This window comes from Tunturiibacter gelidiferens, assembly GCF_014201335.1.
Lineage (GTDB): Bacteria > Acidobacteriota > Terriglobia > Terriglobales > Acidobacteriaceae > Edaphobacter > Edaphobacter lichenicola_E.
Window position 1 is genome coordinate 320,458 of the sequence record NZ_JACHEB010000004.1, and the last position, 25,617, is coordinate 346,074.

Sequence of the window (25,617 nt, forward strand, 5' to 3'; positions counted from 1 at the left end):
ATGGACAATCCTGTGCACACGAAAGCGGGAGGCGGCTTCCTGCATAATCTCTTTGCGAAAAACGAGGAGAAGAACCATGCCGTTCCACCTGCGTCCGCGCTGAATCTTCCCGATGTCCAGGGACTTATCCTGCGCGGCTATCGAATGCCAATGGTGAGGCACTTTTTGTTGGAGGTCGGCGATCCGGCTGCTGCACGTAAACTGTTTGGCCGCTTCATCAGTGGCGACGAGTCGGACGCGCCACAGATCACAACCGCGCGGGACTGGCATATAGGCTTTGAACCGGGACCACAGGACGATCCTGAAGAAAAACCTCGTCGCAAACCCGACTACTGCCTCAACGTCGGAATAACGTGGCCGGGAATGATTGCCTTGGAGATCAGAGACAGAGTGCCAACACTCTCCTTCAAATCCTTCGGAGCATTCACTGCCGGTGCCGCTCAACGTGCCGCGCTGGTAGGTGACATTGGGCCAAGCGCTCCAGAGCACTGGGTCGGAGGCTTTGGTACAGGCACGGATCATGTTCTCGTCACCCTTCACGCCATCAGTCCCGAAGCGATGGCCACCTACAGCGACCAGCTCGCCGCCCTATTTTCAAAAGGTGATGCCTTCAGGGAGGTATGGCGGCAGGACGGCGCGGCATTGATGGAGATGAAAGACGGTCAACCTGTCCCTACTGCCAAGGTGCACTTCGGCTATACCGACGGAATCAGTATGACCACCATTCGCGGCGGTCCTGAACGATACTCTCTTGACCATCAGCAGCCCTGCGAACCTTGGCTGTTTGTGCTGATGAACGAATCTGAAAATTACTTCGTGCCGGAGCCGCACGAACTTGGATTGAACGGCAGTTTTGCGGTGTTCAAGATGATCGAGACAGACGTGGTCGGCTTCGAGGAATTCTTGCAATCAAATAAGGAAAAGATTGATCCGGAGCTCCTCGCCGCCAAGATGTGCGGCAGGTGGCGCAACGGGGTGCCGCTTGCGCTGTCACCCGACACGGACAGACCTCCTGAAGGCATCGCTGCGGATCAATTTAATAACTTCGAATATGTGAACCCCGATGGTTCGGGAGACCCCAAAGGGCTGCACTGCCCTATTGGCGCACATATGCGACGAATCAATCCCCGCGGCCAGCCGGTCACAGGCCAAGGCCAGCCGGGCGGCAGCAATAATACTCACCGGCTAATTCGTCGTGGTCTGCCCTACGGACCGATGTTCGACCCCTCTCAGCCATACGACGGCATCAAGCGCGGACTGCTCGGATATTTCATTAACTCCAACATTGAGAACCAATATGAGTTTGTGCTTGGCGAATGGGTTAACAAAGCGGAGTTTGCCGGGTCGGTGCGGCTGAATCCCAAGTCGAAAGACCCCATGGTTGGGACTCAAGACCCGGAGGAGAGCATCTTCGTTATCCCTCAGAAAAACGGCTTGCCTCCGATCAAAGTGACGGGGCTTTCAACCTTCGTTTCGACCAAGGCTGCAGCATATTGCTTTCTCCCCAGCGTCACCGCCCTCAAGTTCATATCCAGTTTGTAAGGTTCACCGGTTACTTTTCTAAAAAAGGGCGAGGACACCGCGGTGGTTTGCGAAAGGAGATGTCAATGTTGTTCTTAACCAGATGTTTCGGAGTGACAGGCAGCGACGCTGAGCGCGATCCTGGTGAAGAACAGGCGATCATCGACGAGATCACTCAAAGAGTTCTCTCACTGCAGGCAAAGTCCGCGGCCCAACAAAATCGACCGCTCGGTCGAGGAACTCATCCAAAAGGTATCTGCGTAGGTGCTGAGTTTGAAGTGTTGGACCATGCCCTAGGAAATGAGCCTGCTTTAGCTGCACGGCTTGCGAAAGGCATCTTTGCAAAGCCCGGTGTGTATCCCGCCATTGTACGTTTCGGAAACGCTGATCCCAAGATCAACTCCGATTTCAAGCCTGACGTTCGGTCGCTATCGTTTTCGGTCGACCTTACGCAGGGTGGCACAGCTCTTTCCACGACCGCCGGCCGTCAAGATTTTTCACTACAAAACGCGCGTCCGTTGCCCATCAATGACTCAAAAGCATTTCTTGCGGTCATGAAGGTACTGACGGCATCGAACCCGGGCGTTGGCCTATGGTCTCTCTCGCTCAAGGACAAGCTGAGAGCATTGAGGGCGATTATGTTGGCACAAATACAATCGCACCAAGCCATCAAGGCATACCAACAACTTCGCTATTGGAGCAACGTGCCGTTTCGCCACGGACCGATTGACGTTGTGGAATATTCGGCGACACCATCTCAAACCAACTCAGCGAATCCCTTACAGAAGAGCAATCCGAAAGCTCTCCAGGACGAGCTTATTCGTCATCTAAAGGAAGATAGCAACATGAGTAGCTTCGATTTTGGGGTTCAATTTCTCGATTCCCAAAGGATGACCTACTGGGGCAAGCGTTATGACGCAAACTTCTGGATTGAGAATGCAAGCCTGGTGTGGAATGAATCTGAGGCTCCTTTCCATAGAGTCGCAAGGCTTACTCTCATCCCCAACTCGCAACTTCCTCAGGCTGCAAGCCACGCGACATACTTCGATGTGACAGGACACTCAACTTCGGATAGCCGCCCAGTCGGGAGCATTAATCGCGCTCGTTGGCGTGCTGAGGCTGCGAGCAAGGAAGCCCGCTGGCGGGCGGCCGGCACAGGAAGTCAAAATTGAAGGTAAATGGTGCTTTCGTTACGGCACAATGGGGACGATGAAGAGGGTCACGAGCACATGGAAGCAAATGAGATCCGTTGCGCACATATTCAGGAAATCATCGCAATATTCCGCCGATGAGACATACACGGAGATAAACCATCTCTTGGTGATGTTGTAACGCTTCTAATTTCAGTTGGGTTTACAGGCTGCGTTGTTCTTAGTCTTAGCGCACGTCGTGCCGCCGGGGCCTTGAGCTACGCCTGTTCCGTTTTTCGTTTTGGCTGTACCGCCTGTAGTCGTTTTTGTGGTCGTTACACCGTTCTGATTTTTCTGAGCCACCGCAGCCTTACCGGTGTTTGGGTTGGCAGCCGCCGCCGTCGTGCCGTCGCTGCAAACGGTCTTGCCACGCGCATTTTTGACGCACTGTGCGTTCGCAGATAGACCCAGTGCGAGACAAATCGACATCGTCACCAAAACAGATTTCATTTCCGTTCTCCAGGAAGACGATTGACCTCTCGATCAGAATCTAGCCGAGTCGTCTGATCAGAGGCTATACCAACCTAGACCCGCGCGATATCAATGAAAGACATTTATCGGTTTGCACGTCGATTCGAGATTCGGGCCGAGCGCCGACCGTCTTACTGTAAGCGAAGCACTTTATCCAAGTTCATGCCAAGTCACTTCAGCACACGGGAAGTATTATCTGAAGCGGCTGCCCGGTTCCGACCTCGTCACAGCCTCCGACCCCTCGGAGTCTCCTCCGACAGGTCGGAGCTTAGGCAACGGAGATGGTGTTCGCGCATATCCCGCATTTCGGTAACTCCATATGTTGCAGCGGCTAAGCCGTGCAACGCGAATGGGAGTCGGATTGGCTTACTGATTGCTTCTACCTGTGGCATGTTCCGGATAAGTCTGAGAATGATCACTCAACCTAGTCGAGGTCACCGTCGACATATTCGCGAAGCGCCCTAGCGGTCCTCCGGTCAGCCTAAAGAATTCTAGCTGCACACCACACCGATCCCATTGGCGAACCAAAGCACAGTGGTCAAACAATTAGTTACTAGAGCGAGTTAGAGAGGAAAGAAATGAAAGAAAAATTGATTTTCATGCCATTAATTTGTCTACTCTTTACGTGTGCCGTTCGGATAGAAGGACGGGCTCAAGACCAGCACCCCATTCTGGATCAGGTTGCAAACAAGGTTATTGCGAAATACCAGAATTCTACGTGCCAACAATTGTGGGTGCAGAAGGAGCAAAAGGCGCCCCCGACACCGGCAGAACAACGCGCAATTCAGTTTCTTAAGAGTGATCCGCAGATGCGGACGATATTTATTAACAAAGTTGCAGCTCCGATTGCCAACAAGATGTTCGAGTGCGGAATGATTCCGTAACACAACCGCTTCGGCCTTCGCACACAGACTCTAGAGGGGACAGTATGACCACGTTATCACTCAGCCGTTCAATTCGGCTTGTTTTCGCATTTGGCGTGGTAGCCGTAACGACGCGCATCGCGGATGCCCAGGCTCTACGCAATTTGGCGCTTCAGTCCGCTACAGATAGCGTATCGCCACCCCCGTTGTCCTCAAAGGCACAAACAACACCGTCACTCGAACCCAAGGCGCTCGACATTCTGAAGGCTGCCAGCGCCCGACTTGCTGCGGCCCACTCAATGTCATTCACTGCGATCGTGACTTATGAAAACCCGAGTCGCTTAGGATTTCCCCTGGCTTATGGCACCAAATCGGAGGTACTTCTTCAGCGCCCTGACAAGCTTCGCGTGTTGACCCTCTTTGACGGCCCTGCTTCAGAGTTCTATTACAACGGCAAGACGATGATGGCTTTTGCACCGAAAGAGAACCTTGTCGCCGTCGCTGCAGCGCCGGCCACGGTGGACGCAATGCTCGAGACGGCATACCATTCCGCCGCTGTCTACTTTCCGTTCGATGACGTGATCGTGACGGACCCGTACAAGGACATCGCGCAGGGCCTGAGTGTGGCGTTCTACGTTGGGCAGTCCCACATTGTGGGCGGGACAACCACGGACATTGTCGCCTACGACAGTGGAGGAGTCTTTATCGAAGCGTGGATCGGGGCCGAAGATAAATTGCCGCGACTGCTGCGCGCAATCTATGATGATGATCCGTTGCATTTGCGACATGTGCTTGTGTTCAGCGACTGGAAGCTTGATGTGACTGTCCCAAATGACGCATTCAGCAGTTCGACGGCCGCAAGTGCCAAACGCATTCCGTTCGCCAGTCCGAACATATTGCCGGGCAGCCCGAGCTCAAATAATGCCGTTAAGCCCGTGACTGCACCGACAAATCCGTAAGGCAGGAGCGACTTCATGAAGAACCTAATAGCAGGTCTATTATGCGCAACGATCACCTTGATGCCATGTGAGCCAGCTTTTGCCTGGGCTCATGCGAATGCATATGGCAGTGGCTCAACTGCACATGCTGGGGATACAACGACCCGCACAAGTGGATACGGCGGAGAGGCGACTCATACAGCCGGACAGGGCACCTCGTACCAAAACAAAGAAGGCGACTCTGCATATCATGCCGAAGGGTCAGGCACAACGAGTGGGAGCAACGCTTACGGTGGCAGCGCAACTCACTATGCTGGGCAGGGAACGACTGCGTCAAATGGTTATGGCGGCAGCGCATATCATGCCGAGGGGTCTGGTACTACGACTGCCACGAATGGTTATGGTGGCTCGGCAACGCACTATGCTGGCGTTGGAACTGTGGGGACCACCTCGTCGGGTTCAACTGTATACGCAAGTGATCATTATTATGGGGGGTCGACCGCGGCGTACCATCCGCCGGTAGTCGTCAACTCTTACTCGACTGGTTGCTACAACTGCGGCGGCTGGTCAACCGCTGGTGCAGTAGCCGTTGGAGTGGCTGTCGGTGCAGTTGCTGGAGCGGCGGTCGCTTCTGCAAATTCCAGTGCGGCAGCATCCAACGCTTATGCCGCCGGCGTGGCGACAGGCGCGACAGTTGCTTCGGCGAACAACGCCGCTGCGACGAGCAATGCCTACAACGCTGGTGTTGCGGCAGGAGCCGCAAACGCTTATTCAATGGGAGAGATCGTTGCGGCAGCGCCAACTGGTTGCGCAACGCCCAATGTAGGTGGTAACACCTACTACCTATGTGGCAATACATGGCTACAACCAGCCTACGGCGCAAACGGTGTCTACTATCGCGTGGTTTCCGCTCCATAAATTGAGACTCGCGCCGAGCCCCGCAATCTGGTCATCTAGACGGGCATGCTCAGCCTCAGAGACTGCGCATCGTAACCGGCTTGTCGCAAACTGATTTTTGGGAACACGAACCGCATTGAAGGCGAGTCGGTCGGGGAATTTGAATCCCCAACGCTTCTCGATTATCTGACGCTCACCATCCTTAACACAGATGCAGGCTGAATCGAGCCCGGAGCGCATTCGACATTCGGGCCGAAGTAATGATCTTCAAGCGTAGCGGAGACATGGAGCGCCTCAGCGATCTCTGTTTCTGTCCAGCTTCGTATCGTCCGCACATTGCTCTCACCAGTAATACTAGGCAACTTTTCTCTTCTTACGTGCAACCTTTGAGGTCGCCTTTGTGGGTTTATCTTTAGCCAGACTGCTCCGAAGCGCGTCCATAATGTTGACCACCTTAGTCTTGGTCGTCACCGGTTCTGGCTCGGGAAGTGACCTCCCTTTCCGTTTTGCATCGACCAATTTCTTGACGGCTGACTCATAGTCGTTTTGATATGCGGACAAATCGAACTTTGATGTGCTTTTGGCGATCAGCTGTTTTGCCAGTGCAAGTTCATCGGCATCTACAGAAGCTTCCTTCACGCCTGAAAGGGTTAATTTGGGGTCACGCAATTCATCATCATAGCGAAGCATGTAGAGCATAAGCCCCTTTTGTTTAGGATCAAGCGGGGCGGCTATAGCCACCAGATGCTCACGTCCGCTGAAGGCAATTTCTCCGATGCCCAAGGTGTCTGTTTGAGCAAGAGCCTTTCGCATAATGCTCAGGGCCTTCGCCTGAACTTCATCCTTAGGTGTGACGAAGTAGGGTCGATCATAAAGAGCAGAAGAGATCTCGTCGGCTTTGACAAACTGCTTTATCTGCATTGTGGTCGCGGTTGGGATACGCAGGGCCTTCAGTTCATCAGGGTCTATTTCGATGTACTTGTCTTTCGCGTACTCAAACCCTTTGACGATGTCAGCCTTCTCAACTTCACCACTCTCATCAATGATCTGATGGTGGACGCGCTTATGCGTCTTGCGGTCAATCTGGTGAAATTCGACCTGTCGTCCAGGATTGGTGGCAGGAAAGATATTGACCGAGATGGAAACAAGAGAAATCTGAATCGATCCAGACCATGTGGGACGAGTTGGCATCGCATCTCCTAGCAAATAGTTGAGAATATGATGCGGAGAGTTAAGCCCGCGTCACACGGACTGATCCCCCATCAATTCCTCAATGCGCTCCACAGCAGCCTGCCAGCTTGCATGATGCTCGTTGCTTACGGTTACTTACCTACCCAAGTGCCTGCTTGACAGATATACAGGGAGTTAGGGATGCCAGCACGATTCATGCCAATATCGCCAGCAGTACATCTGCCAGATGGTGCTGTGGCGAAGGAGAAGACTGTGGATGCTGCACCTGGAACGCCTATCTGGATACTGCCCTTCTGGAAGATGGCTCCGTTGGCTGTTATTGATCCTGAACGGTCGATACTGAGTATCTTTGAGAACGAGGTTCTGTAGTTCAGAAAGAAGTCGTAAGCCTCTCCAGAGGTAGCGGGGTTTGAGTATGGGCTGTAGAAATCCACGTCGCCGTTATTTGCTGAGTTAAAGCCCATGTACCCGCCACTAAAGGGAAAGGCTGACGTGCCAGGTACTCTGCCGCCTGTATTGATATTCGTGCCGAGCAACCCACTAGCGAAGATGTCGCCAGTTGCGGGAAAAGCACCTCCTACTGCCGATCCGACTGTAATCGAACTAAAGTATTGGCTTGTTGAGATGTACTGGGCATAGATCGGTATCTGAAGGCCACCAATAGCGGTATTCTGTCCTGGGCCAATAGTCTGGAGGCCGACTCCAGTGGGAGTGAGCGGATCAGAGTAAGGCTCGACGTGAAGCTCGTTAGCTGCTCCAGTTGCTTGCCAGTTGATGAACGAGGTATACGTGTGATTGCGGATTATCTCTACGCCTTGCCCGATATTAATTCCGGAATTGTATCCCGTTACGTGAATGTAGGCAGGATCAGCCGCAGTAAAAGCGGGGCAGCCGCTCTCGCTGGGAGTTGATTTCCCACTGGCAACGAACGTCATTCCGCTGATGCTGAGCTGCTGTTGAACCGTGGTAGAAGTTGGGCCATCAATAAAGTACCCGCCGCATTGCTCCATGTGTCCGCCCAGCAACGTCAAGCGACCATTCAGAATATAGATACCAGCCTGCCCAGATTGGCCGGTGCCGTTATAGTCAATCGAACATGACATGCAGACGTATTCACTGGCTGGCATATTCGGGGCATAGAAGCCATAGGTGCCGTTGTTCAGAATCTGCATCCCGAACATATTCATGTTCTCGCCGCCGAACTGTCCGTCTACTTTGTATCCGTACTTGTTGGCACTCAAAGAGTCCGAATAGAAAGCATCTTGAAAAGCCACTCCAGCGTCCATGCCAGATTCAAAGTTTTCAATGTTAATGTTCTCGTAGGAATCCAGGAAGTCGTTATTCCCGGTCGGCGCATATACACCATTACGATCCCCGCCAAGCCAAATTCCTACTGTCCCGGCGATCAGTCCTGGTCCATACAGCTTGAGGTTTTTGATACTTCCCCACGCATAAATGGTTGTGTCCGTCCCGAAATTGCTGCCGGTGGAGATGCTCGCCCCACTGGTGATGGTTGAGGTTAAAGTGGATCCATTAAAGTCCAGAACAACGCATCGTGGCTTTTGGATTTTGGTCGATAGCGAGTAATTTCCCGGTGCAACCGTGATCTTCCCGCACGGTACCGGGAGGGCATGGATTGCGTTGTTTACCTGGGCGCCAATGTCTGATCCTGGAAAGAGGCTGGCTTCCAGCACATTGCTCTGTCGAGAAGTCACGACATTCCTCGACGGGGCTTTGATCGTGTCTGTGTAGGTCGTCGCCTGGGCGTAGATGTGCGCAACGAATAGAAGGCTGGCGATGAATAAGAGAATCTTCTTCATAATATTGTGAGGCTCTCTTTAGAGTAAGGAAATCGTCGTCGGGCATGTGCAGTTGGACACTCAGGATATACCCGTCTTCCGCCTCAAGCTCCTTGATCCGTGTGTTGTACTGACGCATCTCTCTTGCCTCAGCCTTGGCTCTGAGATGAGCCTCAACAGATCCTTTGTCGTCTCTGTCACCAAATCCCATTGGCTTGTATTGCTTCGGAGTTTTGATCTTGCTTGGCACTCGCTGTCCTCTCATGTTCAGTGCTTACTTTTGAACTCTCTGTTTGCGACTCCTAAGCCTATCGAACTGTTCCTGGCTCAACTCGATATCAATTGATCCTGGCTTCCGCTCTTTCAGTTGCTGCCTCACCAACTGAATGTCTTTGAACCGGCAGTTGGCTGATTCCATAAGACCGATGATCTTCTCTGGGTCAGGGAACTTCCAATGGTTGTCGATGAGCGTGTTTCCCTGGAGGAAGCACACGCTATATCGCATCATCGTTTCTTGGAAGAACATCCTCACGATGGGCATAGGCTCACCTGGTGGCCACGGCTCTACTCTTTCCCCACATGTCTACTGTGGCGTAAACGGCACCACAATGAAGGCATCGTGAGTAATCCGAGGTCAACGCATTTTGTCTGTTGGTCGGATCAGCCTCTTGCATGATGAGCATTGATCCGCGAGACTTTGCTCGGTTGGGAGTTTCCAGATCCGTTTAATGGAAAGAGTATAGACGAACAGAAGACGAATATACCTGGAAAATGTTATAGGAAGTGTTGGCATGCCGAAGTGGCTATTTGTCCTTATTTATCCATAACTGGCGAAAAGCATCAAACATATTTGGCGCTCCAAAATTGGGGATTTATATACTTGACTCCCTTGGCCGCTAGATCGCTGATACGATTTGGCTTAGGAGACATTACCTATGCTGAGATTCAAGGGCGTCCAATGTCAGAGCATTGGACATAAATGAGCAATCATCACGGCAATTCCGGCCCAAACCAAGACGGCGGAAAGGATCAGAAACGTAAAGTCTCTGGTGATTTGCATGTTCGTGGAGAGATAGTCGTGGATTCTCCACCAGAAGTAAAGGACGCCGCAGCCACCGAAAAGAAAGAGAGTTCCACCCGAGAGAATCTGAAGGTCCGAATAGAGGTATTTACCCTCTTCTTTGTGATCATTTACGCGGGATTGACCTTCTGGCAGGCTTGCTCCAATCAAACGATAGCCAAGCTCACGCGCAAGCAATTTCTGGCCGATGAAAGGCCCTACGTCGCCACTACCCCTACGAAAATCAATTCAGTTTCCGTTGTAGGTGGGAGATTGGCTACCGCGGTGTCGTTCTGGAACTATGGAAAATCTCCCGCGCTGCGCCTGAAAGAAACCGGACGGATTTTCTTGAACGATGGCTCCTTCGAGCAGATCAATAAGTGGTTCAAAGTAAACCTTGGAAACAGACCCTTGGATCAAGCCGATCTAGAAGGAGACCAACTGAATGAGAGCATCATCATGCAGGGTCAGCCAGACTCGAAGGTGATCGTTAGCCGCGAAGAAGCTCCCCAAGGTTTTGCCGGGCAATTTGTTGTTGCTATGCGGTACGAATACTTTGATGACGCTGGGAATCGTTATTGGACTGACGAGTGCTTTTACGCGATGCCCGGTCAACCAGCCGCCACAATTAGATGCCCACATCACAACGAAATACGCTAAACAAAGCAATTCAACTCCATACTGATTGTTGTCTCCATGACCCCACCTCTCCAATAAGAAACCCACCGTTATCAGGTGGGTTTTGCTTGCTTCTCGAACGCTTTTTTCTTGCGCGTTCGTTTCTTAGCACCCTTGCTTTTAGGCTTGGGGCGATAGCTAGTACGTTGTCCACGATCTTGTTTAGCTCGTCTGGGACCTCTGGCGTGTCTGGGTTGTCTTTCATACCATCAACCTCTCATAAGTGAGACGCATTCCAGATGTTGCCGTGATGAAGCTATCGAGTCTGTCCATCGTGTGACGTTTCACATTGCCATCGTTCAGGCGGAAGGCAAACTCTTGAACATAGCGGTCAAGGTGCTCGGGCTAGCGTGATGATAGACATCATCTAGGCCACACTTCAATACGGCCCAGACGCTCTCTATGGAGTTCGTGTTGACTCCGAGGCGAGCCTTTCCCCCAAAAAATTTTGGCCGCTAAAAACTAGTCATTGCCTCATTACAGCTCCCGGTCGGACAACTAAGACGCCATTGCCGAATACGGGCGAATCGTTTTCTCGATGTTGTTTCGGTGAGGTGGCAAGACTAGCCAGCAGATCCCCCTTTCGACGCGCTGGGGTCAATTGCAAAATTGAGTCAGCCAAGATTGTGTCGTTCTTTGTGTCGTAACCGTGTCGTCCCTACCGGTATCGGTCAGTGTCTCTCAGCATCGTTTGAGCGCCCGAGACTTAACCGTTTATGCCTGAAATCCTAGTGAACACAGCCTCTTTATGTCACTTCATCTTGCTCGGTCTCGTTCGCTGTCGGTGGGGAGCCTGAATTCGCAACGAGGAGGTCAGCGGTTCGATCCCGCTCAGCTCCACCATAGAAACCAATCCCAAAATAAAATTTGAGGCAATAAGGCACGAAATTGCGATCGGGTTCTCTGGCCGCTTTTTCTCAATCTCCATGACAACTGCTTACAATGTCTTCGAGGTGAATCATGCAAAAACGTCTAGCGGCTGCCCTTCTCTTCGCAACCAGCCTGTCCGCGTTTGCCGGAAATAAACTCGAAGGTACGACGACTCTCAAAGATTCCCAACCCTATGGGGTCAAAGATACGGAGCACAAACATCAGGGCTATGATCTTGCTTTTGACGCCAAGGGCAAAAGTTATACCTGTCGGACTGACCCGAGTAAATCTATGAACGCAACCGACTTTGTGGTTGGCACAGACGTGACTTACAAGATTGACGGCAACAAGGCAAAGATTAAGACGCCACAGAATAAAGAGGTGGAGTGCAAAATCGTTCGTGTGGAGGCCCTACAGAAGCTGCAGTAGGTGTTGCAAGAAAGCCCTTCCGCGAAGGGGGCTTTTCTTTCTAATGTGACGGTTTGTCGTCAGGTCTTCGGTTCTTTCTGATCCTTATCGTCAGCGTCTGAGTTGCCGCATCTGCGGGGCTCGCATCTATGCCCTGCGGGTCTTCTCCTGATGCAGAAGGCGGAAGGTGACGAAGATCGCGGGAACGAGGAAGATGAGCGAACCCAGCACCCACATGATGACGGCTCCTGCACGCTGGTCGGCGATTGGATCGATGTGGAAGGGGTTTGGGCGCTCGAGGTAGTAGGTGTAGACGGGGCGGTCGCAGAAGGCGAGGAAGGCGGAGAGTGCCGTGTTGACGATGTCTGCCAGGACCAAGTAGGGAAGCATGATCCAGCCAGGGTAGCGGGACGTGGTGGGCCAGGGACGGATGAGCGGCCACCAGAAGAGGATCGACGTTGCGAGGAAGCAGATGTGTTCGAACTCGTGCCAGTGTTCGTGCTCGAGGGCGAAGTCGTAAGCGGTGGGGATGTGCCAGACGAGGAAGGTGAGGTTCATCGCGAGCCACGCGACGACGGGTTTCGTGAGGAAGTGGCCGAGGGTGCGGAGCCATTTCATCCGCAGGAATGGAGCGAGCAGGCGCACGGTGATGACGTGAGGGATCCCGCGGAGGAGAGGAACCTGCGGGTAGCCGAGGAGGAGAAGCGGCGGGACGAAGGACATCAGGAGGAGATGCTCGACCATGTGGGCGCTGAGAAGGGCGTCGGCGAAGCCGTCCATTGGTGAGGCGATGGAGACCCAGATGGTGGCGATGCCGAGGTTGAACGTGACGAGGCGCCAGGTGGGGAAGAGCGCGGGTCTTGTCTTGCGGATGGCGAACCAGCCACGCGTGTAGAGGATGGCCGTGAGCAACAGCGCCGTGGTGAGGAAGATCGGAAGGGACCAGTCGTTGAAGATGGTCCGGTATTCAGGAGACATTAGGGTAAGGATAGATCGAAGCGGGGACGCGTGCTGTGTGCGGTCGGTTGAGATTGGTGGTTCGAGGAACAGGGGATCGTTCGACCAGGCGATTCACGATGAGACTGTGAATCGCTTCGTTCGGGACGACGGGTCGGGTCTTGTTTGTGGCTGAGGTTATTGCTTATTCGTTGGAGGCGTGGCTGTAGCGGCTGAGACGACGCGGCGCGAAGCATCGACGGCGGGTTGGAGGTCGTGGCCGTGCAGGGTGGTAAGGAACTTGACGAGCGCGGTGGTCTCGGAGGGGTTGAGGGCGTTGCCGTAGGCGGGCATGTTGCCGCCGCCTTGCAGGACCTGACGAATGATCTGGTCTTCGGTCATGTGGGTGGCGACGGTGTCGAGTGCGGGACCGCGGAGGCCGCCTTCACCACCGATGGAGTGGCAATTGCGACACTGCTTGTTCTGGAGGACGATTGCGCCTTCGCGTTCGAGCGGGGTGCGGTTGTGGAGGTAGGACACAGGGATGGGATCGCTGCTCCAGGCGTTCATGATGGGACTCCACGGCGTGTAGGTGCCGAGGTGCGTGAAGACGCCGAGGGAGACGGCGATGACACTGACGATGAGGACGGCGGCGGGGCGGCGTGATACATGCTTTTCGCCTTCCCCTGAGAGGAGTGGGAGCAGAATGAGAGCCGCGATACCGATGACCGGCATGATGAAGAGTACGGGAGTTTCGAGGGCAGGCGGGAGATAGGCGAGAACGGCGTAGAGCCAGAGGAAGAAGTAGTCGGGCTTGGGCGCGGTCTCGATGATGGTTGGGTCTGGTTGGCCGGAGGGGCCGAAGGGACCGAACCAAAGTGCACAGGCGATGACGGCGAGCATGATCGCTGCGGCGAAGGCGGCGTCCTTCCAGGCGGCATCGGGGACAAAGGGGATGCCGGTCTTCTTTTCCATCTCCTTATAGTCAGCGAGATAGGTCTTTTTGTTGACGAGGCGGCCGGGCATGGGATAGTCGTTGATGCCGAGACGCAGGACCATCCAGACGTGCATGCCGACCATGGCGATCAGGATGCCAGGGATAACGAAGACGTGGAGGGCGAAGAAGCGGGAGAGTGTGTTGCCGGCGATGATGGGTCCGCCGAGCATGAGACCTACGAGAGGGCCGCCTATGAGTGGGACGCGGCTGAGAATGGATGCGCCGATACCGAGACCCCAGTAAGCGTCTTGATCGAAGCGCAGAACCTGGCCGGTGAAGGCCATACCGAGCGTGAGGAGGAGGAGAAAGACGCCGATGATCCAAGTGAGTTCGCGGGGGAATTTATAGGCGCCGAAGAGGAAGACCTGCACCATGTGGATGAGGACGATGGCGACCATGAAGTCCGAGCCCCAGCCGTGCATGGCACGGAGGAACCAGCCGAGGTGGACGTTATGGTCGAGGAACTGGAGGCTGTTCCAAGCGTTGCTGGCGGTCGGTGCGTACACGAGCGCGAGAAGAACGCCGGTCATGACCTGGAGGACGAAGATTACGGTTGCGGCGCTGCCGAAGACGTACCACCAACTGGCGGTGTTGTTCGGGACCTCGTGTTCGGCCACTTCGATGAGGGGAGTGCCGAGTCCGAGGCGCGCTTCGAACCAGTTGTAGAGATCGAGGCCGCGTTGCTTTAGGTCTGGCATGAGCTGCACCTCGGCTGGGGTTGATCGATCGCGGAGAGCTTGCCTGCGGGACTGCCTTGGATGTGTGTCTCAATCTGGGTTAGAGGAGTAACGTTCTTTGCCTCGTTTGCGAGGGTCGGCATTCTGCCTGCGCTGATCATAAGGGTGCCGTTCGAGACTTTGTGCTGGTACTCGAAGAGGCCGCGTTCGGGTGGGCCGGAGGCGCGGGAGCCGTCGGCGTAGTAGGCGCCGCCGTGGCAGGGGCAGAGGAAGAGTTTGGACTGGGCGAACCAGCGGACGGGGCAGCCGAGGTGGGCGCAGTTGATGGCGAAGACCTGGAAGGTGTCGCCGGAGACGCGGCGGACCCAGGCGGGGATGTCGCCGGTCTGACCGTCCCAGTCTGTCGTGATGGGGTTTCGATAGCTGACTAGGCGGGTTTCCCCTTCAGGGAAGTTCGAGAGCGGGCCGAGGTTAATCCAGGAGTTGTCGGCGGAGGTCTTTTTCAACGCAGGGCCGAGGAGGTAGCCAACGATTGGGATGGCGAGGACGACGCCTACCGCTCCGTTGACCACGAGAGCGAGCTTGAAGAGGAAGGTGCGACGCGAGTGGCCTGCGGCAATGCTCGGGTCTTTCACCGGTTCTGCTGTGGGCTCGGTCATTGTGCGATCGGTTTGTGGGAGCTGTTCACTGGGTATCATGGCTTCCTGCTCCTGCGGTGCACTTCATTCTCTCTTTGTCTTTCATGGTTGGTATGAGTGATACGGCTGGCCTGGTTCGGCGATTCGTTTGGAGGCGAGCCAGGCAACAATGTCGGTGATCTGCTGGTCGGTGAGGGGCTGCGTGGTGACTGAGCGCCAGTCGGGCATGCCTTCGTCAGGACGGCCAGCGATGGTGATGCTGCGAAGATCCTGATTGCTAATGAGAGCGAGGTAGGACGGATTGACGATGGAGCCCAGTTTACCGGCGCCGGTTTTGAGATCGCCCGTGGAGCCTTCTCCGTCTGCTCCGTGGCAACGTGCGCAAGCTGCTGTGTAGGCTTGCTGACCGTGGTCGGCGTTAGGGGATAACGTGGCTGAGTAGGGCGGAGGATTTGCTCCGGCGAGAAGGTCTGGTGTGCCCCATTGCTGGAGGAGGCCTTGGGCGATGATGGAGACCTGGCGATCGGTTAGGGAACCGCCGGAGCTTTTGGCGAAGGCGGGCATCAGGCCACCGGGGACACCCTTTGCGGCGGTCTGTTGTATGGTCTGCTCTCCGGCAATCGCGAGGTAGACGGGGTTGGCGAGAGAGATGGCTGAGCCATTTTTGCCGTTGGCTCCATGGCAGGCCGCGCAGTTCTCTTTATAGAGAGTGGGGAAGTCGAGAACCTCGTCGGGACGAATGACTTCGGGGCCGGGTCCGGGGCGACCGTGGATGCGACTGCAGCCGATGGTCGCAATACAGGCAGCCGATAGCATGAGGGTGCCGAACACTGCGAGTCTGTGAGGGGCTGATCTCATTTGTTTTCGCTCATAGGTCTTCGTCTTTCGTGAGAGGTACATCGCTGTGAAGTCCGGCGCGAACGGCGAACGGCAGAGCTCGAAACTGCGGAGTGCGGACCTTGACCTGCAGGTTTACGATGAAGCCGCAGACAAGGCCGAAGGCGATCTGTGAGATGACAAACCACAGCCAGTTAATGCGGGCGTTGAGGACAGGGCTGATGATTCCGAGTGCCGAGTAGAGGATGCCAGTCCAGAGTAACGGAGCGACGAAGCCGGCGGTGAGGATTGGCTTTCTCGGGAACATCGGCAGCATGGCTCCGTAGAGGAGACCGATGAGGACCGAGGTGAAGGCGTGAATGCCGGTGGCCGCGAGGAGCCCTTCGAGATGAAACTGGCAGAGGAAGGCGGTGCTGGCAGATGCCCAGCTGACGAAGCCACCCGCCGCCAGGAGATTTACTGCGTACCAGATGCTGTGATATTTGAGGAGGCCGAAGAGGGCAGCGGGAACGATCATTGCTAAGCCGCCGACGATGCCGCCCTTGATGCCGGAGACGACGCTGAAGGTTTCAACTGGAAGGATCTGGCGATGCTCAGCGCTGACGGGGAGCTGCTCGCGGGTGGTGCGGGTGCTCGAGATCTTCATGACGCCGGTCTGAACGGGGACGGCGACGTGAAGTTCGTGCGGGAATATGTCGAAGAACCATCCGACGATTGCCCGGAGTGTAAGGAGCAGTCCTAGCAAGCTGATCACCCAGTGTGTGACCATGCCGGTGATTAGCAAGGCGAGACCGAGCGCGAGCACCAAGGGCCAGGGTGTCGGAGCCGGGAGGATGACGGTGTCGGATCGGTGCTCGTGTTCGTGGCCTTGCGTGGACTGTCCTTCCTGCATCGTGCTCCTCCTTTGCTGAAGTTATCTGCCCAAAACGTAGACGACGAGAAATACGACGACCCAGACAGCGTCGACGAAGTGCCAGTAGAGGGAGAGAACTTCGAGTTTTTCCGAATGCTCTTCCTTGACGCGACCTGCAAGAGAAAATGCGAGAGTGAGAGAGAGCATGATAAGGCCAACTACTACGTGAGTCGCGTGAAGGCCGACCAGAGAGTAATAGGTCGTGCCGAAGAGGTTGGTCTTGATGGTAAGGCCTTCGTCGTGAATGAGGTGATACCACTCTTTGGCGGTGGTGGCCAGAAAGATGGTTCCCAGCAGAACGGTGATCGCGAGATGGAGCGTGGTGGCGCGGTAGTTCTCTTTGCGCAGAGAGCTGACGGCAAGGTGAACGAAGATACTGCTCGAGAGCAGACAGATGGTGCCGAAGATGGGAAGCTCGAGTACCTGGGCGGGGGTTGGGCCGCTGAGGCTCTTGCCGATGTAGTAGATGTAGGCGACGACAAAGATGATGAAGATCGCGGACTCGGCGATGATCAGGCAGGCCATGCCAACGTTGCCGCGATAAGGCAGCTTCCACGGAGTTTCGACGGGTCCATCGATTGGGATTCTGCTTGCTGTCGTGATGGTTGTCATTTATTCGTAGTCCGTGTCTGGATCTTCAGGGTGCTTCAGATCCCATAGTGGCCGGCGGCTGTTGACGGTGGGCTCGATGGCGAAGTTGTAGGACGGCGGTGGAGAAGGTACGGACCATTCCAGCGTCCAGGCATCCCACGGATCGTGGCCGGCCTCTTTGCCTTTGTAGTAGGAGCGGATCATGTTGTAGACCAAAATCAGGGTGCCTACGGACTGGAAGATCGCTCCGATACCGACGATTAGGTTCAAGGTGTTCCAGCCGCGTCCATCTTCGTAGGTGTAGATACGCCGCGGCATGCCGAGGATGCCGGGGATGTGCATGAAGTCGAAGGTGAGATGGAAGCCGATGAGGAAGAGCCAGAAGTGCCACTTGCCGAGCGTTTCGTCCATCATCTTGCCGGTGACCTTGGGGTACCAATAGTAAAAGGCGCCGAAGAGAGAGAAGACGATTGCTCCCACCAGAACATAGTGGAAGTGAGCGACGACAAAGTAGGACGCGCTGAGCTGCCAGTTGAAGGGAGCTGCTGCGAGCATGATGCCGGTAAGACCAGCGATGAGGAATTGGAAGAGAAAACCGACCATGAACATCATAGGGACGGCGAAGATAATCTTGCCGCCCCATATAGTCGCTAGCCAATTGAAGATTTTGATCCCAGTTGGCACCGAGATGACCATGGTTGCGAAGACGAAGAAGGTGTTGCCGGCTGGACCGAGGCCCGCGGTGAACATATGGTGCGCCCACACGCTGAGGCTGATGAACCCGATCGCAACTGATGCCGCAACCATGGCGGGATATCCGAACATGGCTTTGCGGGAGAAGACGGGAATGATCTCGTTGGCGAAGGCGAAGGCTGGAAGGACGAGTACGTAGACCTCGGGGTGGCCGAAGATCCAGAAGAAGTGCATCCATAAGATGGCCGAGCCGCCGGCCTGGGTATCGAAGAAATGTGCGCCGAGGTAGCGATCGAAGGTGAGCATGATCTGCGCGGCGGTGAGCGGGCTGACGGCAACGAAGACGAGGCCGGACATGACGAGATAGAGCCAGGGGAGCAGAGGCATGCGGCTCATCTTCATGCCCTTGCAGCGCATGCAGAGGATTGTGGTGACGATGTTGAGCGCGGTGCCGATGCTTCCTATGCCGCTGAGAAAGACGGCGAGGGTCCAGTAGTCGGTGCTGTGGCCGGGTGAGAAGACCTTTGAGGTGAGAGGAGCGTAGGCGAACCACCCGACATCAGGCGCAGAACCTGCGGCGTAGAGTCCGCTGCCGCCGATGTAGCTAAAGTAGAGAAGGAAGCCAGCGAAGGCGGAGACCCAGAAGCTGAAGGCGTTCAGCCGCGGGAAGGCCATGTCGCGCGCGCCGATCATGAGGGGGACGAGATAGTTTCCCATGCCGAAGAGGATCGGCATTCCCATGAAGAAGACCATGGTGGTGCCGTGCATGGTGAAGAGCTGATTGAAGACCTGAGGCGATACAAAGTGATTGTTGGGAATGGCGAGCTGAATCCGCATCAGGACCGCTTCGAAGCCACCGATGACCAGAAATAGGAGCGCGTAGCAGATGTACATCAGCCCGATTTTTTTGTGATCGACGGTCGTCAGCCACTCGTAGATGACATTGAGGGGCGGCTTACCCTGGGTCTCCAGTGTCTCGTCGACTGCTTCCAATACAGGAGTTGTGGTCATACTTCGCTTCTTTCCGGTAATGGGTTAGTGAAGCTGAGTGAGATAAGCGGTGATGACGTCGAGATCGTGATCGTTCAAATGCATTGCCGGCATCAACGAACCGGGTTTCAGGGTGTTTGGATCGTTGACCCACTTCCTAAGATTTTCGGGGGTGTTCTGGATCGGTCCGGAGGCGATGGTGTCGCGGCTGGCAAGGTGAGTCAGGTCAGGTCCGAAGCGGCCGGTGGCGACTGTTCCTTTGATGGCGTGGCAGTTGATGCATGCGTTCTTCATGAAGACGGTCTGGCCCTCTGCTGCAGCGGCGTTTCCAGGGAAGTCCTGTACCGCGGGCTTCTTCTGCTGCTCGATCCAGGTGGCGAAGTCTTGTGGGGTTTGCGCGTAGACACGGAGGAGCATCTTTGCGTGCTGGGTTCCGCAGTATTGCGCACACTGGCCAAGATAGAGGCCTGTGGCCTGGGGATCGATCCACATGGTGTTGACGCGATTTGGAATCAGGTCCATTTTGCCAGCGAGACGAGGCACCCAGAAGCTGTGGGAGACGTCGGCTGAGGACATCGTCAGATAAGTTGGCGTTGGCGATGATGGATCGCTGATGGGAACGTGCAGCTCGTTGGCTGTGACGACGCCGAGTTTGGGGTAGTTATATTCCCACCAGAATTGATGGCCGATGGCGGTTACGTCCATCGCGCTTGGAGGCTTGGGAATTGCCTCGGTGACAAGGATGACGCGCGTGGTGGTGAGAAAGAGCGTTACCACAATGAGAATCGGGATGACGGTCCAGGAGAGTTCGATCTGATTGCTGCCGTAGATTTGAGCGGGTTCCCGATTGGAGTCAGTCGGCCGATGCCGGAAGCGGATGAGGGCATAGAGCAACAAGCCAGCGACGATGAGAAAGATGACCAGTGTGACGGAAAGGACCAAGATCGAAAGGCCGAAGGCTGTATGCGCAGGAGTGCCGGCTGGGTCAAAGATGTTCGTGGGAGATTGTGCGGAAGCCGTGCCCGCAATCAAAGACATGACCGCACTGCGCCAGATACGTGCAGACCTTGAGTTGGTTCTGCTGATGTCTGCGGGCGAACGTCTGGTGGAAAGAGACACGGCAGTAAGACCTCTATACGCAACAGGTTGGAGGAGCATAACTAAAGCCAAGGGTCTGAAATGATATTAAACCAATCGGGTCGATATTGATCAGAACCAGCGAACATTTTGTTTTGTTTATTACTTTCACCGCGTTAGATGGGGGAGGCCCCAAAATGGCGGCAGCTTTATAAAAGAAATTTTGGAGGTCATTCGCCGTCCTCGAACAGGGGCGGTTGGAGGCTTTCCGCGTCTCGAAAGTTACTGAGGCCGACCCCAACTAAACGAAAGCGCTGGGCGGGTTCGAGGGTGATGCGCTCTCTCAGTAGTAGAGCAATTGCGGTGAGTTCTTCGCATGACCCGGGGGGGATCGAGGGGGTGAGGCTGCGCGTGAGAATGATGAAGGCGCTCGTCTTCAGCTTCAGAACCACGGTGCGTGCGACGCGGGTGTCTTTGCGGGAGGCCGTCCATACCTTTCCAGCGAGGCGGCGGATCAACTCCTCGGTCTCTGAGAGCAGGATGTCGCGTTCAAAGGTATCTTCGGCGGAGATGGATTTGGTGGGCCTGTCGGGAACTACCTTGTTGTGATCGATACCGCGAGCGAGCTCGTAGAGGCGCATTCCGTAACGGCCAAACTGCGCTTCGAGGTGAGTTAGCTCGAGGGCTTGCAGATCAGCGATTGTTTGAACGCCGATCTGTTTTAGCCGGCTTTCGGTGACCTTTCCTACGCCGGGAATGCGTGCGACAGGGAGTGGAGGAAGGAAGGTTTGGACGTCATCGGGTTGAATGACGAAGAGACCGTTCGGTTTGCGCCAGTCAGAGGCGATCTTGGCGAGGAATTTGTTTTGTGCTACTCCTGCGGACGCGGTCAGGTTTAGTTCGTCGCGAATCTGCTGCCGGATGGTGATGGCGACTCGCGTAGCCGTGGGCAGGCCGGTTTTGTTTTCGGTGACGTCAAGATAGGCTTCGTCGAGCGAGAGCGGCTCAATCAGATCGGTGTGTCGTTGGAAGATCTCTCGGACTGCTCGGGAGACGGCGCGGTAGCGGGTGAAGTCTGGAGGCACGAAGATCGCTTCGGGACACAGCCGTTCGGCGCGGGTGGCCGGCATTGCAGAGTGCACACCGAAGCGTCGCGCCTCGTAGGAGGCAGCACAAACCACGGAGCGGTTGCCGCGCCATGCGACGACGACCGGTCGTCCGCGCAGCCCCGGATCATCCCGCTGCTCGACCGAGGCATAGAACGCATCCATATCTACGTGAACGATTTTGCGAACCATGATCCAGCCCCAATGATAGGCCCAGGGGTTGATCTCGAAGAGCGCGGACCACGGACGAGTGAAAGTCTGGGCTGATTTTTTTGCGTATAATGAGACTCGATGCGGGAGTAGTTCAGTGGCAGAACGTCAGCTTCCCAAGCTGAATGTCGCCGGTTCGATCCCGGTCTCCCGCTCCAGAATCTTTGAGACATAGAAAAGGCGTTCAAGCTATCTGCTTGAACGCCTTTTCTGTTGAAGATGAGTTGAAGTTAGCGGCTGGCGGTGTTCTTTTGCGCCAGTTTGGAGTGATCTTCCAGGGTCTGGGCTTCGGGCAGGAAGGTAACCGCTTTGGCAATCTGGGGATCCCATTCGGCGCGGACCTTGAGGCCTTCCAGTTGTCCGAACTGCGAGGTGAAGAGCTCGCTCTTGATGCTCTGCTTGATCCAGTCGCTGACGCCGGCGATGTCCGAGTCGGTGTAATCGATCTGGTTGTCCTTCAGGAAGGCTTTGAACTGCTGCATGACCGCGTCGTCAACCTGGAAGTCCTTGGTGACGGTGTGGCTGGCCAGGTAGTGCTTACTGAAGTTGAAGAAGGCGTATTTGATGAGGAGACTGTCCTGAAAGTGGTTGGACTTGAGGTTGTCGATCTTCTCGTCGGGGGTGATGCCACCGCCGCCGTAGACGGTGCGACCGGAATCGGTTAGTTTGACCTCGAGATTGCTCTTGTCCTTGGCCTTGGCGGAGTCATCGCGCACGTAGTAGTAGTCGTAGAGCGAGACGTGGTCGTAGTTGCGTTGAATGAGGCGGCCTGAAGGCGTGTAGTAGTGGTAGGTGGTGAGGGCGAGACCCGTGTTCTCGGTGATCTGAAAGACGGTCTGGACGAGGCCTTTGCCGAAAGTGGTTTCGCCGGCGATGAGGGCGCGGTCGTGATCCTGCAGGGCTCCAGAGACGATCTCGGCGGCTGAGGCAGTATTGCGGTTAACCAGAACAACGATGGGGAACTTCGGTCCCTCTTCGCCGCGAGTTGCCCGATAGACTTGGTCAGGGAAGGCGCGACCGCGTTGGGAGACGACGATCTGTCCCTTTTGCAGGAATTTGTCGGACATATTGACGGCTTCATTCAGCAGGCCACCGGGGTTACCTCGCAGATCGAGGACGAGGCCGTGGATGTCGCCGAACTTATCGAGGGCGTCGCCGACTTCATGGCTGGTGGTTTCGATGAAGCTGGAGACGTGGATGTAGCCGACGCCGGGGCTAATCAGGAAGGCGAGATCGACCGAGGGGCGAGGAATTTCGTCGCGAACGAGATCGAAGACCAGGGGACGGGCAGCGCCTTCGCGAACCATTGTGACCGAGACGTGGGTGCCGCGCGAGCCTTTGAGGAGGGTGGCGACTGCCGCGGAGTCCATGCCTTCAGTCGATTTGCCGTCGACAGTGAGGATCTCGTCACCGGGACGAATGCCGGCTTTGTAGGAGGGTGTTCCTTCAAAGGGATAGAGGACGACGATCTTGGTTTTGCCGTTGGGCGTGGGCTGGGGCTGGATGGTCATGCCGACGCCGTAGTATTTGCCGTGCTGGTCCTCGCGCATCTGAGCGAAGGCTTTGGGGTCGTAAAAGTTCGAGTGGGGGTCGAGGACGTGGAGCATGCCCGGAATGGCGCCGTCGTAGATGGCCTTGTCGGTCTTGTCGGTATTGAGGGCCTCTGCGTAGTTTTGCTCGACGAGAGAGTAGACGTTGGTGAACGAGTGGAGCGAGTCGCGCAGAGTGGACTCATCGCTGGCTGACTGGGCAGCTACCTTCTGGTTGATGAAGGAGCCGATGACGGCGCAGGTGGCGAGAAAAACGGTAGCGGAGAAGAGTGCGCGGCGGGTGCGGGGAGCCATGGGCTTGGGTTACCTCAAAAGGTGGAGACGGCGCTGAAAGATGCGCTGGGACAGACGTCCTATCTTGGACGGAGTATAGCATCTTGGGGTGAGCCTGGGCTGTGCGCGAAAGAGGGATTCGCTTGTTCCGGGCGTGGCAGTTAGAATTGGGTACGGATACCGTCCAAACCTGAATTGAGTCTAAAAAGTCAGGGCGAACGTGTTGGGCCAAAAGGGTTCTAACCCGGGATGTGGCTGGGATTTTGATGTTGGGACGTTGATAAAGATACGAGTGACAATGACCTTGAGAATTTCGCAGTTTGCGGTGGTGTGTGGGCTAGGTTTGCTGACACTGCCGGGAGTGGTGCAAGCACAGGCGCCGCGTTACCAGAGCCCGTTGAGCGTACCGAACGCGCCGCAACCCGTATATACGCTGCCCGTTACTCAGCCGATAACGCCGAACGGAACTGTGGTGGAGGATGTGGTCGTGCATGTGAACGACCAAATCATCAGCCGGAGCGATGTGGAGCGGGCGGAACAACAGCTGGCGGAAGAGGGCCGGCAGGCGGGCGCGAGTGCTGCTGATGTGGCCGACAGACAGAAGAATCTGCTGCGCGACATGATCGATAAACAGCTCCTGTTGTCGCGAGGTAAGGAGCTTGGGATCAACGCGGACGCCGATGTGATTCGCCGGTTGGACGAGATTCGCAAGCAGAACCACATGGATACGTTGGAGGATCTGGAGAAGGCTGCGCGACAGCAGGGAGTCTCGTTTGAGGACTTCAAAGCGGGTATCCGCGATAGCGTGATTACTCAGCAGGTGGTGCGGGACGAGGTGGGCCGTCACCTACAACTCACGCAGGGTCAGGAACAGGCTTACTACGAGGCCCACAAGCAGGATTTTGCGCAGCCAGAGCAGATCAAGCTGAGCGAGATTTTGATTCCTACGGCGGCTGACGCTGACGATGCCGCTGTTGCCCAGGCGAAGACCAAGGCGGAAGGTGTTGAAGAGAAGCTGAAGGCGGGTAGCAAATTCGAGGAGCTGGCCGAGGCGTACTCGGGCGGACCGACTGCGGATAAGGGTGGGGACCTCGGACTCTACAAGCGCGGAGCCCTGGCGAAGGTTTTGGAGGACCAGACGTTTGGCCTGAAGGCTGGGGAATGGACAGCGCCGATTCGGACGCGGCAGGGTTTTGTGATTTTGAAGGTGACTGACCACATTGCCCCCGGCGTGGCCCCGCTGAAAGATATTGAACCTCAGATTCAGGAAGCGATGTATTCGGAGCAGATGCAACCTGCGCTGCGGGCGTACCTGACGAAGCTGCGGGAAGAGGCTTACATCGATATCCGGGCCGGGTATGTGGACTCCGGTGCGAGCCCGAAGCAGACCAAACCGGTGTTTACGGCTTACGCTCCGCCAGTTGCGAAGAAGAAGACGGTTCAGCAGAAGAAGAGATTTGATCGGGGTACGAAGTACTCTACGGTGGCGAAGACGACTGCAACTCCCGTGGCAACTCCGGCTGCGGTTGTATCTACGACGAAGAACGGGAAGCCCGTCAAGCCGAAGAAGGTGAAGAAAGAGAAAGTCCGATTTGGACAGGCTCCGCGAAACTCATTGCCCGCTGGACCGGAGGACACTGCTTCGGGTAGCGATGTGGGTTCCGGAGCGGCATCTGCTTCGTCTGCCCCCGCGCAGGCTGCTCCAGGGACGGCGATTGCACCCTTAGAGGCGAGCGCGCAAGAGTCGAGCTCCGACGTGGGACCGAACCCCCTGGTGACGACGGCGCCTGTGGTCGGTAAGACTCGCTACAGTGATCGTGCGAAGACCGATGCCAAGAAAAAGGCGGTGAAGGCGAAGAAGGTGAAGGAGAAGACCGCCGCGGCGCCAGCACCTGCGTCGGCAGAGGAGAAGGCGACCCAGCAGACTCAAGCTGCACCGCTGGGGCTGAACGGCGATACGGCCAAGAAGAAGAAAAAGAAGAAGGTGAAGGGTGCGCCGAAGGAGCGGCTGCAGGATAAGACTCCCGTTCCGAAGGCACCGTTACAGGAGACTCCATCCAAGGCACCTGACCGTGGAACCCCGATGGAGGGAGTTCATGGAACGGGCACACCTGCTCCGAAGGCGAGCGACACGACGACGCTGCCTCCGGCGACCGCGCCTCCGGCCAGTAACCCTCCAGATGCGGGACAGCCCCCGGCTACGCCTGGATCGCCGACTCCGACGCCCCCTCCGCAGTAGGTGG

Annotated in this window: 21 protein-coding genes and 1 tRNA gene; 9 read left to right on the plus strand and 13 right to left on the minus strand. The window is 55.8% G+C overall.

Annotation, left to right across the window (positions count from 1 at the left end; genetic code table 11):
* Both HDF14_RS10190 and HDF14_RS10195 read left to right on the plus strand, forming a co-directional pair.
* Entirely contained in the window at positions 1-1,542 is a 1,542-nt protein-coding gene (locus HDF14_RS10190; RefSeq protein ID WP_183976084.1) for a Dyp-type peroxidase, read from the plus strand.
* A complete protein-coding gene (locus HDF14_RS10195; RefSeq protein ID WP_183976086.1) occupies positions 1,494-2,693 on the plus strand; it encodes a hypothetical protein in 1,200 nt (399 codons plus the stop codon). The genes HDF14_RS10190 and HDF14_RS10195 overlap by 49 nt, the downstream gene beginning before the upstream one ends.
* 171 nt (positions 2,694-2,864) lie before the next feature.
* Here the strand turns inward: HDF14_RS10195 and HDF14_RS10200 are convergent, their stop codons facing one another.
* The gene (locus HDF14_RS10200; RefSeq protein WP_183976088.1) at positions 2,865-3,161 is read right to left on the minus strand and encodes a hypothetical protein; all 297 of its coding nucleotides are present in this window, start codon (positions 3,159-3,161) and stop codon (positions 2,865-2,867) included.
* 599 nt (positions 3,162-3,760) lie between these two features.
* On the opposite strand from HDF14_RS10200, the gene HDF14_RS10205 reads away from it, so the two are divergent.
* From HDF14_RS10205 to HDF14_RS10215, 3 genes are read left to right on the plus strand one after another with little or no spacing between them, the layout of a single operon-like run.
* Positions 3,761-4,066 (plus strand): hypothetical protein, encoded by a 306-nt coding sequence (locus HDF14_RS10205; protein WP_183976090.1) that lies wholly within the window; start codon positions 3,761-3,763, stop codon positions 4,064-4,066.
* Between the two features lie 44 nt (positions 4,067-4,110).
* Positions 4,111-5,004 (plus strand): DUF2092 domain-containing protein, encoded by an 894-nt coding sequence (locus HDF14_RS10210; protein ID WP_183976092.1) that lies wholly within the window; start codon positions 4,111-4,113, stop codon positions 5,002-5,004.
* Positions 5,005-5,019: 15 nt separating this feature from the next.
* The gene (locus tag HDF14_RS10215) at positions 5,020-5,901 is read left to right on the plus strand and encodes a hypothetical protein (protein ID WP_183976094.1); all 882 of its coding nucleotides are present in this window, start codon (positions 5,020-5,022) and stop codon (positions 5,899-5,901) included.
* Positions 5,902-6,234: 333 nt separating this feature from the next.
* On the opposite strand, the gene HDF14_RS10220 is transcribed toward HDF14_RS10215, so the two are convergent.
* Both HDF14_RS10220 and HDF14_RS10225 read right to left on the minus strand, forming a co-directional pair.
* Positions 6,235-7,071, minus strand: a complete 837-nt coding sequence (locus HDF14_RS10220) for a Ku protein (RefSeq protein ID WP_183976102.1) — start codon at positions 7,069-7,071, stop codon at positions 6,235-6,237.
* A 131-nt stretch (positions 7,072-7,202) separates the two neighbouring features.
* Complete coding sequence (locus HDF14_RS10225) at positions 7,203-8,891, minus strand: hypothetical protein (RefSeq protein ID WP_183976104.1); 1,689 nt, start codon at positions 8,889-8,891, stop codon at positions 7,203-7,205.
* A 958-nt stretch (positions 8,892-9,849) separates the two neighbouring features.
* On the opposite strand from HDF14_RS10225, the gene HDF14_RS10230 reads away from it, so the two are divergent.
* Both HDF14_RS10230 and HDF14_RS10235 read left to right on the plus strand, forming a co-directional pair.
* Positions 9,850-10,590 (plus strand): hypothetical protein, encoded by a 741-nt coding sequence (locus HDF14_RS10230; RefSeq protein WP_183976106.1) that lies wholly within the window; start codon positions 9,850-9,852, stop codon positions 10,588-10,590.
* 978 nt (positions 10,591-11,568) lie between these two features.
* The gene (locus tag HDF14_RS10235; protein ID WP_183976108.1) at positions 11,569-11,907 is read left to right on the plus strand and encodes a hypothetical protein; all 339 of its coding nucleotides are present in this window, start codon (positions 11,569-11,571) and stop codon (positions 11,905-11,907) included.
* 126 nt (positions 11,908-12,033) lie between these two features.
* On the opposite strand, the gene HDF14_RS10240 is transcribed toward HDF14_RS10235, so the two are convergent.
* From HDF14_RS10240 to dinB, 9 genes are all read right to left on the minus strand, one after another.
* Positions 12,034-12,864, minus strand: coding sequence for a cytochrome c oxidase assembly protein (locus HDF14_RS10240; RefSeq protein ID WP_183976110.1), 831 nt, complete (start codon positions 12,862-12,864; stop codon positions 12,034-12,036).
* A gap of 156 nt (positions 12,865-13,020) precedes the next feature.
* Complete coding sequence (locus HDF14_RS10245) at positions 13,021-14,517, minus strand: cytochrome b N-terminal domain-containing protein (protein WP_183976112.1); 1,497 nt, start codon at positions 14,515-14,517, stop codon at positions 13,021-13,023.
* Positions 14,505-15,155: a ubiquinol-cytochrome c reductase iron-sulfur subunit gene (locus tag HDF14_RS10250; RefSeq protein WP_260698164.1), complete on the minus strand. Its 651-nt coding sequence runs from the start codon at positions 15,153-15,155 to the stop codon at positions 14,505-14,507. The genes HDF14_RS10245 and HDF14_RS10250 overlap by 13 nt, the downstream gene beginning before the upstream one ends.
* Before the next feature lie 81 nt (positions 15,156-15,236).
* The gene (locus tag HDF14_RS10255) at positions 15,237-15,992 is read right to left on the minus strand and encodes a c-type cytochrome (RefSeq protein ID WP_260698165.1); all 756 of its coding nucleotides are present in this window, start codon (positions 15,990-15,992) and stop codon (positions 15,237-15,239) included.
* A 10-nt stretch (positions 15,993-16,002) separates the two neighbouring features.
* Entirely contained in the window at positions 16,003-16,863 is an 861-nt protein-coding gene (locus HDF14_RS10260; RefSeq protein ID WP_183976118.1) for a hypothetical protein, read from the minus strand.
* Between the two features lie 21 nt (positions 16,864-16,884).
* Entirely contained in the window at positions 16,885-17,496 is a 612-nt protein-coding gene (locus HDF14_RS10265) for a cytochrome c oxidase subunit 3 (RefSeq protein WP_183976120.1), read from the minus strand.
* Positions 17,497-19,179, minus strand: coding sequence for a cytochrome c oxidase subunit I (gene ctaD / locus HDF14_RS10270; RefSeq protein ID WP_183976122.1), 1,683 nt, complete (start codon positions 19,177-19,179; stop codon positions 17,497-17,499). It lies immediately after the preceding gene.
* Between the two features lie 24 nt (positions 19,180-19,203).
* On the minus strand, positions 19,204-20,196 hold the full coding sequence (gene coxB, locus HDF14_RS10275; RefSeq protein WP_183976124.1) for a cytochrome c oxidase subunit II: 993 nt from the start codon (positions 20,194-20,196) through the stop codon (positions 19,204-19,206).
* Positions 20,197-20,465: 269 nt separating this feature from the next.
* Positions 20,466-21,533, minus strand: a complete 1,068-nt coding sequence (dinB, locus tag HDF14_RS10280; protein ID WP_183976133.1) for a DNA polymerase IV — start codon at positions 21,531-21,533, stop codon at positions 20,466-20,468.
* Between the two features lie 101 nt (positions 21,534-21,634).
* Here dinB and HDF14_RS10285 point away from each other — a divergent pair.
* Positions 21,635-21,709 (plus strand) — tRNA-Gly (locus HDF14_RS10285).
* A 72-nt stretch (positions 21,710-21,781) separates the two neighbouring features.
* Here the strand turns inward: HDF14_RS10285 and HDF14_RS10290 are convergent.
* Complete coding sequence (locus HDF14_RS10290; RefSeq protein ID WP_183976135.1) at positions 21,782-23,395, minus strand: S41 family peptidase; 1,614 nt, start codon at positions 23,393-23,395, stop codon at positions 21,782-21,784.
* Positions 23,396-23,672: 277 nt separating this feature from the next.
* Here HDF14_RS10290 and HDF14_RS10295 point away from each other — a divergent pair, with 277 nt between their 5' ends.
* Entirely contained in the window at positions 23,673-25,613 is a 1,941-nt protein-coding gene (locus HDF14_RS10295; protein WP_183976137.1) for a peptidylprolyl isomerase, read from the plus strand.
* Positions 25,614-25,617 lie beyond the last annotated feature (4 nt).

Bases quoted from the DNA above. Each gene is read 5' to 3' on its own strand.
- HDF14_RS10190 (WP_183976084.1), top strand. From the start codon at position 1: ATGGACAATCCTGTGCACACGAAAGCGGGAGGCGGCTTCCTGCATAAT.
- HDF14_RS10200 (WP_183976088.1), bottom strand. From the start codon at position 3,161: ATGAAATCTGTTTTGGTGACGATGTCGATTTGTCTCGCACTGGGTCTA.
- HDF14_RS10205 (WP_183976090.1), top strand. From the start codon at position 3,761: ATGAAAGAAAAATTGATTTTCATGCCATTAATTTGTCTACTCTTTACG.
- HDF14_RS10210 (WP_183976092.1), top strand. From the start codon at position 4,111: ATGACCACGTTATCACTCAGCCGTTCAATTCGGCTTGTTTTCGCATTT.
- HDF14_RS10215 (WP_183976094.1), top strand. From the start codon at position 5,020: ATGAAGAACCTAATAGCAGGTCTATTATGCGCAACGATCACCTTGATG.
- HDF14_RS10220 (WP_183976102.1), bottom strand. From the start codon at position 7,071: ATGCCAACTCGTCCCACATGGTCTGGATCGATTCAGATTTCTCTTGTT.
- HDF14_RS10225 (WP_183976104.1), bottom strand. From the start codon at position 8,891: ATGAAGAAGATTCTCTTATTCATCGCCAGCCTTCTATTCGTTGCGCAC.
- HDF14_RS10230 (WP_183976106.1), top strand. From the start codon at position 9,850: ATGAGCAATCATCACGGCAATTCCGGCCCAAACCAAGACGGCGGAAAG.
- HDF14_RS10235 (WP_183976108.1), top strand. From the start codon at position 11,569: ATGCAAAAACGTCTAGCGGCTGCCCTTCTCTTCGCAACCAGCCTGTCC.
- HDF14_RS10240 (WP_183976110.1), bottom strand. From the start codon at position 12,864: ATGTCTCCTGAATACCGGACCATCTTCAACGACTGGTCCCTTCCGATC.
- HDF14_RS10245 (WP_183976112.1), bottom strand. From the start codon at position 14,517: ATGCCAGACCTAAAGCAACGCGGCCTCGATCTCTACAACTGGTTCGAA.
- HDF14_RS10250 (WP_260698164.1), bottom strand. From the start codon at position 15,155: ATGACCGAGCCCACAGCAGAACCGGTGAAAGACCCGAGCATTGCCGCA.
- HDF14_RS10255 (WP_260698165.1), bottom strand. From the start codon at position 15,992: ATGAGATCAGCCCCTCACAGACTCGCAGTGTTCGGCACCCTCATGCTA.
- HDF14_RS10260 (WP_183976118.1), bottom strand. From the start codon at position 16,863: ATGCAGGAAGGACAGTCCACGCAAGGCCACGAACACGAGCACCGATCC.
- HDF14_RS10265 (WP_183976120.1), bottom strand. From the start codon at position 17,496: ATGACAACCATCACGACAGCAAGCAGAATCCCAATCGATGGACCCGTC.
- ctaD (WP_183976122.1), bottom strand. From the start codon at position 19,179: ATGACCACAACTCCTGTATTGGAAGCAGTCGACGAGACACTGGAGACC.
- coxB (WP_183976124.1), bottom strand. From the start codon at position 20,196: ATGTCTTTGATTGCGGGCACGGCTTCCGCACAATCTCCCACGAACATC.
- dinB (WP_183976133.1), bottom strand. From the start codon at position 21,533: ATGGTTCGCAAAATCGTTCACGTAGATATGGATGCGTTCTATGCCTCG.
- HDF14_RS10290 (WP_183976135.1), bottom strand. From the start codon at position 23,395: ATGGCTCCCCGCACCCGCCGCGCACTCTTCTCCGCTACCGTTTTTCTC.
- HDF14_RS10295 (WP_183976137.1), top strand. From the start codon at position 23,673: ATGACCTTGAGAATTTCGCAGTTTGCGGTGGTGTGTGGGCTAGGTTTG.